Here is a 15,224-nt window from a genome sequence, read left to right as displayed (position 1 = left end):
ATCGACCTCTTCGAGAGCGTTTCGTGATCAGCTGAAGACGATCGTGTGATTGCCATGACGGATCACGCGGTCATCTGCATGCCACTGGACCGCGCGGGCGAGTACCGCGCGCTCGACATACGCGCCGCGGGCTTGCAGATCGGCCGCTGTCATGGCGTGATCCACGCGTGCGATGTCCTGCTCGATGATCGGCCCCTCGTCCAGATCTGCTGTGACGTAATGGCTTGTCGCGCCGATGAGCTTGACCCCTCGCTCTTTCGCCTTCCGGTACGGGCCGGCACCGATGAACGCAGGGAGGAAGGAGTGATGGATGTTGATGACCGGCGCGCCCACATCTTCGAGGAATCCGTCCGAGAGGATCTGCATGTAACGAGCGAGCACGATGAAGTCGACATTTCCGGCGAGGAGCTTCACGATCTCGGCCTCGGCGGACGACTTGTCGGGTCCACCCGAAGGTACGTGGAAGAAGGGGATGCCGAACGACCTGACATCTTCAGCGATGTTGGTGTGATTGGAGATCACCATCGGGATCGTGACGTTCAGCTCTCCCCGGCGATGGCGCCACAGCAGCTCGAGAAGGCAGTGATCGGATGTGGAGGCAAGGATCGCCATCCGTTTCGGCGTCGACCGGTCGGCGAGGCGCCACTGCATCCCGAGAGGTTCCAGCGTTGCGGCGAGATCGGCTTCCAATTGGGGGAGTGCCGCGCTCAGGTCCCTGCGATGGAACACGACCCGCTGGAAGAACGCGCCGCCTTCCGGGTTGTCCGAGTACTGATCGAGCGTGACGATGTTCGCGTCGTTCCTTGCGATGAGCGCTGACACCGCAGCGACGAGACCCGGCTGATCGGGACCGTGCACCACGAGGCACGCATGGTCGTTCGCGGTGATCGGGTTCAGCGTCATCGGAGGCTCCGGTTCGAGAGTTGCCCCACGAGGCCGCCACCGCTGGGGTGTTCGGGCCTCGGTGGCAGATGGAAGGGTCTGGCAAGCCGACATGTGCCGGTAGTGAGATTAAAACAAATACGATACGATTCGTACAGCTTTATCGGAAGAATCGCCCAAAGGAGGGCATATGACGGCTTCGACACGCATTCAGCGATCAGCGCGAACGGACTCGCTTCGACCGCACGACGCCGTCATCGTCGCTTACAAGAGGACAGCGATCGGCCGCGCCCGCAAAGGGTCTTTCGCTGAGGAGCGCCCGGAGGACCTCGCCCACGCAGCTGTCTCGGCGGCACTCGGCGATGTGCCTCAGCTCGCACCGCACGATCTCGAGGACTTCTATCTGGGGACGGGGGTCCCTCAGGGCGCTCAAGGTGACAACCTTGCGCGTCGCGTCGCAGTTCTCGCCGGCTTCGACTCTCTTCCCGGCGCCACCATCAGTCGCTTCTGCGCGTCTTCGCTCGAGGCGATCGCAGCGGCTGCGCGAGCGATCCAGTCCGGCGACGGAGCCGCGTATCTCGTGGGTGGTGTCGAATCCACCTCGTCCCAGCCGCCCGTATCCTCCAATCAGTATCCCGGTTGGGAAGTGGCAGCCGAACGTGCCGACCGAGTGTTCGAGAGTGGGGCGGCCTGGACCGACCCACGGCGAGGTGGCCAGGACCCCGACATCTACATCTCCATGGGGAAGACCGCTGAGTTCGTCGCCGGTCTCACCGGGACGACCAGAGAAGCGCAGGATGAGTGGGCGCTGTGGAGCCAGCAACGAGCGACCCACGCGCAGAGCGCGGGCTACCTGTCGGCAGAGATCGTCCCCTACGTCAGACGGGACGGTCAGGTGATCGAGGTGGATGACGGCCCGCGACCGTCCACGACGCGAAGCGGCCTCGCGGCTCTCGCGCCCGCATTCCATCCGTCAGGGACAGTGACGGCAGGCAACTCGAGCCCTCTCAACGACGGCGCCTCTGCCGCGGTGGTGATGAGCGCACGCAGAGCTCAGGAGCTCGGGATCACTCCGCTCGGCCGAATAGTGGGCACCACGTCCAGCGCGCTGTCCCCGGAGATCATGGGGCTCGCTCCGGCCGACGCCTCTGAGAAGCTGCTGTCCCGACTCGGTCTGACGGTCGACGACATCGACCTGGTGGAACTGAATGAGGCCTTTGCTGCTCAGGTCGTTCCGGTGGTCCGCCGTCTCGGCGTCGAACCGGAGCGCGTGAATCCTCACGGCGGCGCGATCGCTCTCGGGCACCCGTTCGGTGCGACCGGGGTGCGCCTGGTGGGCACCCTCTTGCACGGGCTGCGCGAAGCGGACGGGCACCTCGGGCTCGCAACGCTCTGTGTGGGCGGCGGGCAGGGTATGGCCATGGTGGTCGAACGACTGTGAACAGAACGCTGATCGAAGAGGGGTGCACGTGCCTATCGTGAAATATGTTGAAGAGATGTTGCGCACGGACCAGAGTGGTCCGAGATTGGGCATCCGAGTCGACTCCGCAGGAGAGGGCCGAGCCACCGCCCGTATGACGGTGGCGGACGACATGACCAACGGCCTGCACCTCGCTCAGGGCGGGTTCGTCTTCGCCCTCGCCGATCAGGCGTTCGCGTGCGCGGCGAACTCCGTCGCCGAGCGGACTGCGACCGCTGAGGCGTCGATTTCCTACCTGTCGCCCGCGAGGGCAGGCGACGAGCTCGTCGCGGAGGCGGAGGTCTATCTGCTCGACGAGCGCAGGGTCGTTGTCGACGTGATCGTCCGGGCGGGAACGCGCATCGTGGCTGTCTTCCGAGGATCGGGTCGTCCGATGCGAGTCACGGCGGGTGACGCATGAGCGCGCTCCTTCCCCCTGCTCCCGGCGGCAGTGGCGTGCCGAACTACCCGGACATCAAGAGTCTGGCGCCGATCTGGGGCCATATGCGTGTCTGGGAGGGAGACGGGTGGCAACGGGAGTCGATGTCCTGGAAGGACGGCGTCTACCTTGCGGCCAATCTCGTCGGACCCATCGAATATGTCATCTCCGGTGCGGAAGCGCAGGATTTTCTGTCGCGTCTCAGCATCAACGATGTCTGGAAATGGCCGATCGGACGCTCGAAACACCTCGTGATGCTGGACGATCAGGGGCTCATCGCGAGCCACGCCCTGACGGTGCGTGACGGCGAGGCACGTTTCCGGATGCTGGCGGGGCCGCCCTGGCCGCTCTTCCAGGTGAAGAGACTGAACCTCGACGTCACGATCGAGGTCAACGAGATCTTCATCCTCCAGGTGGCCGGACCCAAGTCGGCGGAAGTGCTGGAGAAGCTGTTCGGCGGGGGCATCCGCGACCTCGCCTTCCTCGCGGCCGAGCCCGTCACCGTCCCCGGCGTCGACGGCGAGGCGGAGATCGAACTGTCACGTATCAGCATGTCTGGAAACCTGGGGTACGAGGTCCGCGGACCACTGGCGGCAGGCCCCGCGGTCTACGACGCCGTATACCGAGCGGGGCTCCCGCTGGGGATCGTCAGGCTCGGCTGGAGGACCTACGCGGTGAACCACACCGAGGGCGGCTTCCCTCAATCAGGAGTGACCTGGCTCGCCTCGATGCTGCTGGATCCCGCCGTTCAGCGCAGCTCCGTGGGTGCACTTCTGGCAGCGGAGTACACCGGCAGCATCGACCCGGCGGACACCCGTGCGAGGACCCGCACGCCCCATGAGGTGAACTGGGAATGGATGGGCAAGTCGAACCACGAGTTCATCGGCAGGGAGGCGTTCGATGCCGAGTCCGCCGCGCCTCGGCGAAAGACGGTGATCCTGCGTTGGAATCCCGATGACGTGACTGACATCTTCGCCTCCTATCTGCGGCCCGGTGAGCCGTACAAGTTCATCGAGTTCCCCGTCTCTCCACAGCAGCCGGCGGGTGGGCACGCCGACCTCGTCACGCACGAGGGAGTCGCTGTGGGCGTCTCCTCCGCAGTCGTCTACAGCTACTACTACCGCGAGCTGATCTCGCAGGCGACGGTGGGTCTGGAGCATTCCGACATCGGGGCGGAACTGGTCGTGCATTGGGGCGATCACGGCGGTCGTATCAAACAGGTGCGCGCTGTCGTCGGCCCGTTCCCGTACCTGGATCTGCCGCGGAACGCCGACTCCGACGTTTCCGCGTCCTAGGGAGCGGAGACGAAGGAGGGGGTGGCTGCCGATTCGGTAGCCACCCCCTCCTTCGTTCGTCAGACGGACACGCGACCGCGCACGAACTCCTCGTCGGGCGAGTCCGTGACCGGCAGCCCCGACGCCACGAGAGCGCCGCGCAACTGCTTCATGAATCGGTCGGGCAGCTTCGGCGCCGGTGCTCGCAGGGCACCGCCGTTGAATCCCGCAAGCCACTCCTGGTACTTCCACTGCGTCCGGTTGATCATGCTCGTGCCCGGGGTGGAGGTCGCCGATACCGCGGAGTTCGCCTGGCGCGCCGGATGCACCTGCCAGTACAGCTTCATGGCCTCCTCCCACTTGCCGGTGCGGGCAAGGTCGAACGCGCGCGGGTAGTAGTCGCTCATCCAGTTGGTGTTGCTGGTGCCGGAGAACTGGAAATCGAGGACGGACATCAGCGGGATCGTCTCCGCTTCGATCGGGCACGAGATGATCACCTCATCGCGGAAGTGGTGATACATCTCCAACACTCCGGGGATGCCGGGATAGGCCTGCTCGGCCTTGATCGCGACGATGTTGGGCACCGCATCGATCACGCGCTGCACGAACTCGACGCTCATGCCCGCGGGATGGATGCGTTCGAAACCCCAGGCCGGTAGCGGGAAGAGCATGGTCGCGAGGCCGGTGGCGTCGCAGAAGGTCTTCGTGTAGTCGAAGACCTCGTCGTACGACGTCGGCCAGAAGGCTGCAGGGTACGCGAGCAGTGCGCGATCGGCTCCAGCCTTCGCTGTGAGGTTCGCGGCGTGGATGTTCTCCTCTAGCGTCCCATAGATCGCATGGAAGAAGATCGCGAAGTCCGGCCCCGCGGCCTCCCTCGCGATGGCGGCGATTCGCGCGTTCTCCTCAGGGGTGATGTTCACCTCTGCGACGAGAAGCGTGCCGGCGAACCCGAGCTCCTTGAGCTTCAGCACATCGTGCCGGATCGCATTCTCGTTCAGTCTCGAGAAGTCCGGTGTGAATGAGGGGTGGGTGACGGCGATCGTGCCGACGAAGTTCTGCTTCGCCCAGGCGCGTGCCTCGGTTGCGGTGTAATCCACCATGATTGCCTCCTGAGTTGTCTTTACTTCCGGGTGGTGACGATGCCGACGGGGAGTTGTGTTCCGATTCCGTGTTGACGTGCGAGATCCACGAGAGCCTCTGCGACGACGATGTCCTGCAGGCCGGCCCCCGTCGATTTGTAGATACGGATGCCATGGTCACGGTCGACGTGACGGGCACCGAGCACCACGGAGTTGAGTGATGTCGTCAGTGTCTCGACGTCGACGCCCGCAGCTCGCGCCGCGATCATGTCTCCGCTGCCGTGGAGGACCTCCTCGAGGGTGTCGGCGACCACGAGCGCTGCACGGGCGATCAGCGCATCGGGCAGCTCGCGTTGGGCGGGAGTGGTGGATCCGATCGAGACGACGGTCGCGTCGTCTCCGACCCAGTCCGCCTCGAGGGTGGGGTTCTCGTCACGCGACCGGGCAGCGCACAGGATGAGGTCCGCGTCCCGGACGGCGTCCTCCGCGGAGTCGACCGCGGTCACGGGCGCGGAGAGCTCGCGGGAGAAGTGGTCCGCGAACGCCTCCCGGTTGGCGGACGTCGGGCTGAAGACCCTGACGGTGGCGATGTCGGCCACGAGTGCGAGCGCGGCCAGGTGCGAGCGTGCCTCGAACCCTGAGCCGATCACACCCACCGACAGTGGTCGTCGCGGAGCGATCGTCTCGATGCCGACCGCGGTCGTCGCCGCTGTGCGCAGGCCCGTGACACGGTTTCCGTCGACCAGCGCGACGAGATCCGCGGTCTCCTTGTCGAAGAGGGAGATCAGGTAGCTCACCTGCAGGCCGTCTCCGAAGGAGCCGTTGATCGATTTCGCCCCGAACAGCGCACCGCTCGGCGGGACGGAGGGCATCACCCGCATCCACTCGCGGCCGCTGTCGGCGAAGATCCGCCCCGGATTGCGCTTGTCGTCGGCCGGCGTCCGGTACGCCGCGCGGATCGCGGTGATCGCCGCAGGGAGGTCGGCGAGCCGAGCGACGTCCTCGTCTGTCAGAAAGAGGGGAAGTCGTCTGGGCGGGGTGCTTTCGGTACTCACGTCACTCCTTTGTGCGCGAGCTGCTGCGGGCGGAATTCCCCGTGCAACATCGCATTCGAAACGGTCCGTACCTAATATAGTCACAAGACACCGATCTCGACGAGGAGAAGCTGACATGGCAATTGCGACCGTGAATCCGACCAGTGGCACGATGGAGATGCTGATCGAGCCGCACTCGGCCGACGAAGTGCAGGAACGGATCGCTCAGGCGCACGCGGCCGCTCGCGCTCTCCGAGACACGAGCTTCGCGCAGCGGGCAGAGTGGATGAACGCGGCGGCGGACATCCTCGCGGATCAGGCGGAGGGACTCGGAGAGCTCATCACTGTCGAGATGGGAAAACCCATCGCACAGTCGGTCGCAGAGGTGCACAAGTCGGCGAAGGCGATGCGCTTCTATGCGGAGCACGCGCAGCAGTTCCTCGCCGATGAGGCGTTGTCGGATCCGTCCACCGTCGGGGCGACCCGCGCATGGACCCGATACGAACCGCTCGGGGTGGTGCTTGCCGTGATGCCGTGGAACTACCCGCTCTGGCAGGTGGTGCGCTTCGCCGCTCCGGCGCTGATGGCGGGGAACGCGGGATTGCTCAAGCACGCCTCGAACGTTCCGCAGGCTGCGCTGTTCCTCGACACGCTCTTCGAGAGGGGAGGTTTTCCTCAGGGGTCGTTCCGCGCTCTCCTGATCGGTGGATCCGAGGTGGAGTCAGTGCTCGCGGATGAGAGGGTGAAGGCGGTGACGCTCACGGGGTCCGAGCCGGCGGGGAGGTCTGTGGCGGCGATCGCGGGAGACCATGTGAAGAAGTCCGTCCTCGAGCTCGGCGGATCGGATCCCTTCATCGTGCTCGCGAGTGCCGAGGTGGGTCGGGCAGCGGAGACGGCCGTGCGGGCACGGATCAGCAACAACGGGCAGTCCTGCATCGCGGGCAAGAGATTCATCGTCCATACCGACGTGTACGACGAGTTCGCCGCTGAGTTCGCCCGCCTGATGAGTGAGCTGGTGGTCGGCAATCCGCTGCTACCCGAGACACAGGTCGGACCAGTGGCCACCAGCGCGGGCCGTGACGAGCTGGCTGAGCTGGTCGAGGATGCACGTGCGAAGGGCGCGAGCGTTCTCGCCGGCGGCTTTGCCCCCGACCTACGGGGTTGGTTCTATGCCCCCACGGTGATCGCGGATCTGCCGGAGGATGCACGTCTCATCCAGGAGGAGGCCTTCGGGCCTGTGGCATCGCTCTATCGGGCGCACGACAACGACGACGCTCTGCGTATCGCGAACCAGACGACCTTCGGTCTCTCGAGCGCCGTCTGGACGACCGACCCCGACGAAGAGGAGTTCTTCGTCTCGGGCCTCGAGGCCGGTGCTGTCTTCATCAACGGCATGACCGTCTCGTATCAGGAACTGCCGTTCGGGGGCATCAAGCGGTCCGGCTTCGGTCGTGAACTCGCGGCTGTGGGCATCCGTGAGTTCTGCAATCTGAAGACGGTCTGGCGGGCCTGACCGGCGACGCGGCGAACGGGTGCGCCATGCTCATCAGCTCCGTCGACTACAACCTTCTCAGGCCGCTGCTCGCGCTGCTGGAGGAGCGCAGCGTCACTCGCGCAGCGGCGCGCCTGGGGGTCGCGCAGCCGACGATGTCGATCGCGCTGCGCCGGTTGCGGGCACACTTCGGTGACCCGCTGCTCGAGCGCAAGAGCAACGTGAGCGAGCTCACACCACTCGCGACCCACCTGCTCGAGGTGCTCCCCGAACTGATGCGCGAGGTGGAGCGAGTCTTCCATCTGCAGGCGGGGTTCGTGCCCGCGACGAGCACTCGCGTCTTCAGCGTCGCGGGTGTGGATCACATGATCGAGCGCGTGGGGCCGCCCTTGAGTCGAGCGATCGCGGCGGAGGCCCCATCGATCCGACTCGAGTTTCCCGCAGCCGACGCCCGATTGGTCAACAATGCCCCCGCGTCGCTGCGCTCCGTCGACGGGGCGATCTTCCCGCACGGGTATCTCGCGCAGCAGCCGCACCTCGACCTGTGGACGGAGTCCTGGATGTGCGTGGTCGATGCGAGCTCAGGGATCGATGCGAGCTCGGCCTGGGAGGAGCTCCTGGCACGCCCGTGGGTGCATACGCTGGGCCCGAAGGACGGGATGAGCCTTGCGCGCCAGCAGCTGCGAGTTCGTGGCGTCGATGTGAAGGTCGCGGTCGTCGCGCCGTTCTTCAAGGTGGTCCCGTCGTTCGTCCGAGGGACCGATCGGGTGGCGCTCCTGCCGGCGAGCCTCGCAGCAGACATGGCCGGTATGAGCGGCCTTCTCGCCTTCGCGCCACAGGTCGCCCTCGACCCCATCCGCGACGCCTTCTGGTGGCATCCCGACCGCGACGACGACGCGGGGCATCGGTGGTTCCGGTCGGTTCTCGCAGAGGTGGCGAACGACATTGCGGATCGCAATCAGTGACATAGCCGATACCGCCTAGCCGTCACCATCGGCGTGGGTGATCCTGGTGGTCAGGGCAACGCCGATCTCGGCTCACGCTGTGCTTCTCCGATGATGCGCTAGCGCGAACACAGAGTGATTGTCCTCGCGTCTGACCCGGAGTAGGGTTCAAACGGTACGGAACGTACTGCACACAAGGGAGTGAAATGCAGACCGAATTTGACGCCGATGTCATCGTTATCGGAGCAGGTCCCGTGGGATCGACCGCTCTGGCCGTTCTCGGGCGCACCGGCCTCACCGCGATCGGCCTCGAGAAGGCCCCGAGCGTGTGGCCGGCAGCACGGGCCGTTCATTTCGACGGTGAGACGTTCCGAACGCTGCAGACGCTGGGAGCGACCGAGAGGTTCTCTCAGGTGACGATCCCCATGGCCTCCATGCATATCCAGAACGAAGCGGGAGAGGTGCTCGTCTCGGTCCCGACCGGCCGGTTCGGGTCGCAGGCCTGGCACGACGACCTGAACTTCCACCAACCCGATCTCGAGGCGACTCTGCGCGACATCATCGCCGAGCTGCCGGGCGTGGAGCTGCGCTGCGGCATCACCGCGAGTGGGGTCGAGAACGTCGACGGCGGAGTGGCTGTGACGACCCTCGATGACGAGGGCCAGCAGAGCGTCCTCAGGGCGCGGTGGGTCATCGCCGCTGACGGAGCTCGCTCGGCGGTACGTCAATCCCTGGGCATCGACACCGACCGATTCGGAGAGGACGCGCAGTGGATCGTCGTAGACGGTCTTCTCGTGGACAGCCCTGGGCTCGCTGACGACATGATCTTCCTCGGGCATCACACCCGCCCTGCGCTCTGGGTGCGCCTCCCCGGCACACGAGTCCGCATGGAGTTCATGGTGATGCCCGGAGACGATCTGGAGGAGATCGTGACCGCTGATGCCATCGAGCGGATCAGCCATGGTGTTCTCCCCGTCGACAAGTTCACACCCGATCGGCAGGCTGTCTACACGTTCCGGGGGCGAATCGCACAGCGCTGGCGCGACGGCGGGATCTTCCTCGCCGGCGACGCGGCGCACCAGGCACCGCCGCTGTTCGGACAAGGTCTGTGCGCGGGAATTCGCGACATCGCGAATCTGTGCTGGAAACTCGACCTCGTCAAGCGAGGAGCAGCGGATGACGCGCTTCTGGACACCTACGAGTCGGAGCGGAAGCCGCACGCCCAGTTCTGGGTCGAACAGGCGGCCAACGCCGCCGGTTTCGTTCAGACCACCGACGCGGGCGTCGCCGCACAGCGGGATGCGTTCCTGCGCGAGCATCCGGAGGCTGCTGCACCCGTTCCGCCACGGCTCGGGCCGGGGCTGCACCGCGGTGAGCGGGATGAGCGGGCGGGGGCCCTCAGCATCCAGCCGATGCTCGCCGATGGAACCCGTCTCGATGACATGGTCGGCGCGCACTTCGTCGTCGCGGCGACCCGCGAGGTGTATCAGGCGCTTCCGCCCGAAGTGAGAGAGGCCCTCGATGCCGACGGCGACATCGTCACGCTGCTGGACCCCGCCAAGATCCAGCAGCTGCTCGACTCGGTTCGGGCCGAAGCTCTGGTGATCCGGCCGGACCGCTACATCCTCGGCGTCGCCGACTCGGCCGAAGACCTCGAACAACTCATCCGGGACATCCCGTCGATCTCGGTCACCTCGCCTGTGCCCGTCGCCGGCTGAGAACAAAGGAGAAGAAAATGTCATTCAGCCCGATCACGCACATCCGGCACTTCGACATCGCTGTGCCCGACTTCGACAAGCAGATCGAGTTCTACAAGAATCATTGGGGACTCACCGTTCAGCACGACGATGGAAATGTGGTCTACTTCGCGGCCGAGGGATCCCCAGAGCAGTACGTGACTAGAGTGCGCCGATCCGATGACAAGCGGCTCGACCTCGTCGCTTTCGGTGCCGCCGATCCTGCAGCGGTCGACGAACTCGCGGCGAGCCTGGCCACGGCGGGTGTGAAGCTGGTCAGCGAACCCGGAGCCCTCGACACGCTCGGTGGGGGATACGGGTTCAGGTTCTTCGACCTGGAAGGCCGCACGATCGAGGTGTCCGCCGATGTGGAGGTCCGGCAGCACCGGAAGATCGAGGAGAAGGAGTCCATCCCGGTTCGCCTCTCCCACGTCGTGCTCAACTCCAACCAGCCGGAGGCGATGCGGTCGTGGTACGAGAAGTACCTCGGATTCCGCCTCTCCGACACGTTGAACCATCCGCATGCCGGCGACCTGTTCTACTTCATGCGCTGCAGCTCGCAGCACCACTCGATGGCGATCGCACGCGGACCGCATGCATCCTTGCAGCATGCGTCCTTCGAGCTTCGCGGTCTCGACGAGTACATGCGGGGGAGCGGTCGCGTGATCCGTGCCGGTTACCGGAAGATCTGGGGTCCGGGGCGGCACGCAGCCGGGGAGAACACGTTCACCTACTTCGTCGATCCCAACGGAAACACGATGGAGATGACCACCGAGCTCGAGATGATCGACGAGGACACCTGGCACCCGCACATCTTCGACGTGCAGCAGCCGGAGACGTCCGATCAGTGGGGAACCGGCGGCGACATGAACGAGTTCATCACCAAGGAGATGTTCAACGACTCCGACCACGACAGCCTGTTCGTGGCGCCACCGGTGTGACGTCATGAGCCTGGACGAGGTGAAGGCCGGGCCGTTCGGAATCGGTACGTTCGAGGTCGACGGCGCCACGATCCCGGCCGCGGTGCGGGGGTCAAAGCTCTTCGACCTGCGCGACGTGATTCCCGGTCTCTCTGTGACGAGTCAGCTGTTCGAGGATTGGGACCGCAACCTCGATCGTATCGATGACCACCTGCGGGCAGCATCGACTCAGGGAATAGTGCTCGATCACGGATTGGTCGATGCACGTCTCCGCGTGCTGCCCCCTGTGCAGCCGGTGGGTCCTGTCATCGCGGCCGGAGCGAACTATCGCGAGCACATCATCGAGATGAGCGTCGCGCATCGCCTGGGGCGGGACGATGCGTCCGACGACGAGCTTCGTGCTGAGGCAGCCCACGAGATCGATGAGCGGGTGCGTGCAGGCGACCCCTATATCTGGACGGGTATCCCGTCGGCCGTGGTCGGGGCGTACGACGACGTTCAGCTGCCTGATGTGGGCGAAGATGTGGACTGGGAGCTCGAACTGGGCGTCGTCCTGCGTCGCGATGCCTATCGCATCGCGGCGGAGGATGCGTGGGATCACATCGCCGGATTCACGATCGTGAACGACCTCACGGCGCGATCGCTGGTCCCACGCCCGGACATGGCGAAGATCGGGACGGACTGGTTCCGCTCGAAGAATCAGCCCACTTTCTTCCCCACCGGCCCGGTGCTGATGCCTTCTCGATTCGTTACAGACCCGGGCTCACTGCGACTCGAGTTGCGTCTCAACGGAGATGTCATGCAGGACGCGACGACCGGGGGCCTGGCCTTCGACGTGCCGAGCTTGCTCTCGTATGCGTCCTCCGTCGCTCAGCTTCGCGCGGGCGATCTTCTGATCACCGGGTCTCCGGCAGGCAACGGATCGCATTGGAAACGATTCCTGCGCGACGGTGACGTGATGGAAGGGTCCATCACCGGGCTCGGCTTCCAACGGAATGCGGTTCGCGGCCCTACCGGTCATCTTCCTCCGTGGCAGGCGAGTCGTCCGGTCGCTGTCTCGATATGACGCTGCGACAGCTGCATTTCGTTCCCCCGGTTCTCCTGCTCGTCGCCGAGGCGCAGGGTTTGCTCGCAAGAGAGGGGGTGTCTCTGCAGGCGCGACGCACGACCTCGAGCGCGGAGCAGATGGCGGCGCTCATGTCCGGCGAGGCCGACATCGCGGTGACCGCCATGGACAACGCCTTCGTCTGGAATGAGCATGGGGCTGACGTTCGAATCATCGGTCAGGTCGAGCGGTCGACGGGCCTCTCGGTCTATGCCGCGGGGGAACGGCGTTCTCTGGCAGATCTGCACGGTGCGCGCTTCGCTGTAGACGCCCTCTCGAACGGGTTTGCGATCATCGCGCGATGGGTGCTGTCAGAGGCGGGGGTGACAGCCGACTTCGTGCAGATCGGCGGGGTCACGGAAAGGCTGGATGCGCTGCTGGACGGACGCGTGGATGCGACCCTTCTGGGGCCGCCCTTCGATGCCATGGCGGACGCCGCAGGGGTGACTCGGATTGCGTCCGTCGACACTGTTCTCCCGAGCTATCCAGGGCAGGGGATCCTCGTGAGGGCGCAGCGGACACCGAGTGAGGACGAGGAACTGCGGGCCTATCTGCGAGCGCTCACGGAGGCGGTCTCTGTCGCCGACGCCATGGAACGCGGGTCGGGGGCCGAGCTGATCACGCAGTCCGGAGTCCCGAGGGGGTCTGCGGAGGCGCTCTGGGAGTCGCGGCCTGCATCCTTGCGTGTGGATCCGGAGGGACTGAAGGTCTTGGAAACGCTGCGCTCTGATCTCGGCCTCATGCCCGGCGGTGCATCCGGTCGCCTCGACCTCATTCAGGAAGTCTGTCTCGATCTGCCGAATGAGTCGTCTCAGACCGACGCCCACAAGGAGATGCAATGACGCTTTCTGCCGCCCCGACTGCTTTTGAGACTCTCGCTTCGTCATGGAGAATCGACGGTCTGACCGTGAAGAATCGATTCGTCCTGAGTCCCATGGCCGTGCTGCAGCCGACTGCTGACGGCCGGCCGAGTGAACAGACGATCGCCTTTCTGACCCGCCGTGCCGTGGGCGGAGTCGGACTCGTGATCGTCGGCGGCGGAGTCTCCACGGACAGGGGATATCAAGAGGGACCGTTCAAGCCGCTGATGCGGTTCGACGATGATCACTTCATCCCGCACCTCGCCCGGATGGTGGACGCCGTCCACGCCCATGACGTACCGATCTTCGCCCAGATCTTCCCCAGCTTCGGCGCGATGGGTGTGCCGGGCCCGGATCGTCCCACGCGCGCGGCGAGCCCCGTGGGAGTCAGGATGGCGGCTCCGCACCTGCCGCCGGGACTTCATATTCCCGGGGGCCGCACGACCCCGTCTCCCGTGGAGATCTCGATCGCCGAGATCGCGGAAGTGCAGGAGCAGGTGGTGGCCGCGGTGATCCGTGCGCAGAAAGCAGGGTTCGACGGCGTCGAACTCGGAGCTCACATGCGGTACCTGTACTCCTCATTCCTCTCACCTCGTACCAACTTCCGAACCGATGACTACGGCGGAAGCGTCGAGAACCGCGCCCGGATCCTCGTGGACACCGTTCGCGCGATTCGACGGATCGTCGGCCCGGACTATCCGGTGGGTTTGCGGATGAGTTCGAACGACCATCTTCCGGACGGTCAGGGGCCGGAGGGCTTCGCCCAGGTCGCTGCGGTCGTCGCGCGGGAGGGGCTCGGGTACATCGCCTTGAGCGACGGCAACTACGAATCCATGGACCAGAATGTGCAGTCGGCATCCGGCAGCATCCTCGCGCACGGCGAGCCCCAGACTTTTCGCGAGGCGATGCCCGACGTCGCGCTCATGCTCAGCAGCACATACGACCCTGTGCAGGGCGCCCAAGCGATCCTCGCCGGTCATGCGGATGGCATCATGCTCGCCCGCCAACTGCTCGCCGACCCGGATTTTCCCCGCAAGGTCATGGAGGACCGGTTGGGAGAGGTGGTCTGGTGTGACCACGAGAACTCCTGTCTGCGACGTCTCATCCTCAACGTGCCGGTTCGCTGCCACAAGAACCGGGAGATGGGGCGTGAGGCAGGCGCCTCTGCCGCTCGCACGCACCTCCCTCAGGAGATCCTCGTGGCCGCAGCCGGATCGAAGCTGCTCATGGGGGTCGCCGACTCCCTCGTCGCCCTAAGGAAAGGCAAGTGAGATGACCGAGGCCGCCTACAAGCTCGTGATCCTGTTGAAGAGTCGACAGGGGGTGTCCTCCGGGGCTTTCGCTGACGAATGGCTGGAACTCGAAGCGCAGCATCCGCTGGATGCTGCGGGACTCCTTTCGCACGTCTTCAATCGGCCGCTCGACGGGCCCGCGCCCATCGCCGGTACATCGACGTCGCCCTACGACGCGGCGGTGGAGACGTGGTGGGCGCGGAAGAATGACGCCGCCGACTGGGTCGGTTCGCGAGAGTTCACGAACTGGGCGGGGCTGCGCAGCGGCACCCTCCAGAACGGGCTCGCAGCTGTCGGGGGAGTGCCGCAGGTCATCTGGGAGGCATCGCCCGACGGCTCAGCCGCATCCGAGCCGGTGAAGGTCATCGTGCTTCCGGTCGCGCAGTACCGGCTCCGCTTCAGCGAGTTCGCCGACTACTGGACCGGCTCGCACGCGCAACTCGCGACCTCCGGCCCGGATACGGCCTCGCGTCTGCTTCGGCTGGAGGACACTCCGGCGCCGGCTCCTGTGTCATCGCGCTTCGCGAGCACAGGGTACGACGGGGTCGGCACGATCACCTTCCGGTCGGCGGATGCTCTCGAGGCCGAGTTCGCGAGCGCCCACTATCGGGACGTCGTCGCCCCGGACGAACCCATGTTCACGAACACAGAGTTCTCCACGGCCTTCCTCACCACGCCTATCACGCTCCGGTGAACCGACGGGGTGAC

14 protein-coding genes are annotated in these 15,224 nt (G+C 65.4%); 11 read left to right on the top strand and 3 right to left on the bottom strand.

The annotated features are described in order from the left end of the window. Positions 1-27: 27 nt before the first annotated feature. Positions 28-903, bottom strand: a complete 876-nt coding sequence (gene purU / locus BMW26_RS14590; RefSeq protein ID WP_072591867.1) for a formyltetrahydrofolate deformylase — start codon at positions 901-903, stop codon at positions 28-30. A 169-nt stretch (positions 904-1,072) separates the two neighbouring features. Here purU and BMW26_RS14585 point away from each other — a divergent pair, with 169 nt between their 5' ends. Genes BMW26_RS14585 through BMW26_RS14575 form a run of 3 tightly spaced genes read left to right on the top strand, consistent with a single transcriptional unit; the run spans position 1,073 to position 4,075 of the window. Next, on the top strand, positions 1,073-2,323 hold the full coding sequence (locus BMW26_RS14585) for an acetyl-CoA C-acyltransferase (RefSeq protein ID WP_072591866.1): 1,251 nt from the start codon (positions 1,073-1,075) through the stop codon (positions 2,321-2,323). A 55-nt stretch (positions 2,324-2,378) separates the two neighbouring features. Continuing rightward, the gene (locus BMW26_RS14580) at positions 2,379-2,762 is read left to right on the top strand and encodes a hotdog fold thioesterase (RefSeq protein WP_072591865.1); all 384 of its coding nucleotides are present in this window, start codon (positions 2,379-2,381) and stop codon (positions 2,760-2,762) included. Then, positions 2,759-4,075: an aminomethyltransferase family protein gene (locus tag BMW26_RS14575; RefSeq protein ID WP_072591864.1), complete on the top strand. Its 1,317-nt coding sequence runs from the start codon at positions 2,759-2,761 to the stop codon at positions 4,073-4,075. The genes BMW26_RS14580 and BMW26_RS14575 overlap by 4 nt, the downstream gene beginning before the upstream one ends. 59 nt (positions 4,076-4,134) lie before the next feature. Here the strand turns inward: BMW26_RS14575 and BMW26_RS14570 are convergent, their stop codons facing one another. Both BMW26_RS14570 and BMW26_RS14565 read right to left on the bottom strand, forming a co-directional pair. Beyond that, positions 4,135-5,154 carry a dihydrodipicolinate synthase family protein gene (locus BMW26_RS14570; RefSeq protein ID WP_072591863.1) on the bottom strand — a complete coding sequence of 340 codons (1,020 nt, stop codon included), beginning with the start codon at positions 5,152-5,154 and terminating at the stop codon, positions 4,135-4,137. 20 nt (positions 5,155-5,174) lie between these two features. After that, positions 5,175-6,188 carry an ornithine cyclodeaminase family protein gene (locus BMW26_RS14565; RefSeq protein WP_072591862.1) on the bottom strand — a complete coding sequence of 338 codons (1,014 nt, stop codon included), beginning with the start codon at positions 6,186-6,188 and terminating at the stop codon, positions 5,175-5,177. Between the two features lie 115 nt (positions 6,189-6,303). On the opposite strand from BMW26_RS14565, the gene BMW26_RS14560 reads away from it, so the two are divergent. The 8 genes from BMW26_RS14560 to BMW26_RS14525 all read left to right on the top strand — a co-directional run bounded on the left by BMW26_RS14560 (position 6,304) and on the right by BMW26_RS14525 (position 15,210). Further along, entirely contained in the window at positions 6,304-7,680 is a 1,377-nt protein-coding gene (locus BMW26_RS14560; RefSeq protein ID WP_072591861.1) for an aldehyde dehydrogenase family protein, read from the top strand. A 26-nt stretch (positions 7,681-7,706) separates the two neighbouring features. Next, positions 7,707-8,624, top strand: coding sequence for a LysR family transcriptional regulator (locus BMW26_RS14555; protein ID WP_072591860.1), 918 nt, complete (start codon positions 7,707-7,709; stop codon positions 8,622-8,624). 185 nt (positions 8,625-8,809) lie between these two features. Beyond that, positions 8,810-10,321 (top strand): bifunctional 3-(3-hydroxy-phenyl)propionate/3-hydroxycinnamic acid hydroxylase, encoded by a 1,512-nt coding sequence (locus tag BMW26_RS14550; protein WP_072591859.1) that lies wholly within the window; start codon positions 8,810-8,812, stop codon positions 10,319-10,321. A 17-nt stretch (positions 10,322-10,338) separates the two neighbouring features. Next, a complete protein-coding gene (locus tag BMW26_RS14545) occupies positions 10,339-11,280 on the top strand; it encodes a VOC family protein (RefSeq protein ID WP_072591858.1) in 942 nt (313 codons plus the stop codon). 4 nt (positions 11,281-11,284) lie between these two features. Then, positions 11,285-12,325, top strand: a complete 1,041-nt coding sequence (locus BMW26_RS14540; protein ID WP_072591857.1) for a fumarylacetoacetate hydrolase family protein — start codon at positions 11,285-11,287, stop codon at positions 12,323-12,325. After that, positions 12,322-13,206, top strand: coding sequence for an ABC transporter substrate-binding protein (locus BMW26_RS14535; protein ID WP_072591856.1), 885 nt, complete (start codon positions 12,322-12,324; stop codon positions 13,204-13,206). The genes BMW26_RS14540 and BMW26_RS14535 overlap by 4 nt, the downstream gene beginning before the upstream one ends. Before the next feature lie 65 nt (positions 13,207-13,271). After that, positions 13,272-14,495, top strand: a complete 1,224-nt coding sequence (locus BMW26_RS14530; RefSeq protein WP_198032340.1) for an NADH:flavin oxidoreductase — start codon at positions 13,272-13,274, stop codon at positions 14,493-14,495. A gap of 1 nt (position 14,496) precedes the next feature. Further along, positions 14,497-15,210 carry an EthD domain-containing protein gene (locus tag BMW26_RS14525; RefSeq protein WP_072591854.1) on the top strand — a complete coding sequence of 238 codons (714 nt, stop codon included), beginning with the start codon at positions 14,497-14,499 and terminating at the stop codon, positions 15,208-15,210. Positions 15,211-15,224 lie beyond the last annotated feature (14 nt).

The sequence above is a fragment of the Microbacterium sp. 1.5R genome, assembly GCF_001889265.1.
GTDB lineage: Bacteria > Actinomycetota > Actinomycetes > Actinomycetales > Microbacteriaceae > Microbacterium.
Note: the sequence above shows the minus strand (reverse complement) of the source record. Positions and strands in the feature narration are given on the sequence as shown.

Excerpts from the sequence above, each read along its gene's own strand:
- BMW26_RS14560 (WP_072591861.1), top strand. The coding sequence starts at position 6,304 with ATGGCAATTGCGACCGTGAATCCGACCAGTGGCACGATGGAGATGCTG.
- BMW26_RS14585 (WP_072591866.1), top strand. The coding sequence starts at position 1,073 with ATGACGGCTTCGACACGCATTCAGCGATCAGCGCGAACGGACTCGCTT.
- BMW26_RS14525 (WP_072591854.1), top strand. The coding sequence starts at position 14,497 with ATGACCGAGGCCGCCTACAAGCTCGTGATCCTGTTGAAGAGTCGACAG.
- BMW26_RS14580 (WP_072591865.1), top strand. The coding sequence starts at position 2,379 with ATGTTGCGCACGGACCAGAGTGGTCCGAGATTGGGCATCCGAGTCGAC.
- BMW26_RS14545 (WP_072591858.1), top strand. The coding sequence starts at position 10,339 with ATGTCATTCAGCCCGATCACGCACATCCGGCACTTCGACATCGCTGTG.
- BMW26_RS14535 (WP_072591856.1), top strand. The coding sequence starts at position 12,322 with ATGACGCTGCGACAGCTGCATTTCGTTCCCCCGGTTCTCCTGCTCGTC.
- BMW26_RS14540 (WP_072591857.1), top strand. The coding sequence starts at position 11,285 with ATGAGCCTGGACGAGGTGAAGGCCGGGCCGTTCGGAATCGGTACGTTC.
- BMW26_RS14570 (WP_072591863.1), bottom strand. The coding sequence starts at position 5,154 with ATGGTGGATTACACCGCAACCGAGGCACGCGCCTGGGCGAAGCAGAAC.
- purU (WP_072591867.1), bottom strand. The coding sequence starts at position 903 with ATGACGCTGAACCCGATCACCGCGAACGACCATGCGTGCCTCGTGGTG.
- BMW26_RS14555 (WP_072591860.1), top strand. The coding sequence starts at position 7,707 with ATGCTCATCAGCTCCGTCGACTACAACCTTCTCAGGCCGCTGCTCGCG.
- BMW26_RS14575 (WP_072591864.1), top strand. The coding sequence starts at position 2,759 with ATGAGCGCGCTCCTTCCCCCTGCTCCCGGCGGCAGTGGCGTGCCGAAC.
- BMW26_RS14550 (WP_072591859.1), top strand. The coding sequence starts at position 8,810 with ATGCAGACCGAATTTGACGCCGATGTCATCGTTATCGGAGCAGGTCCC.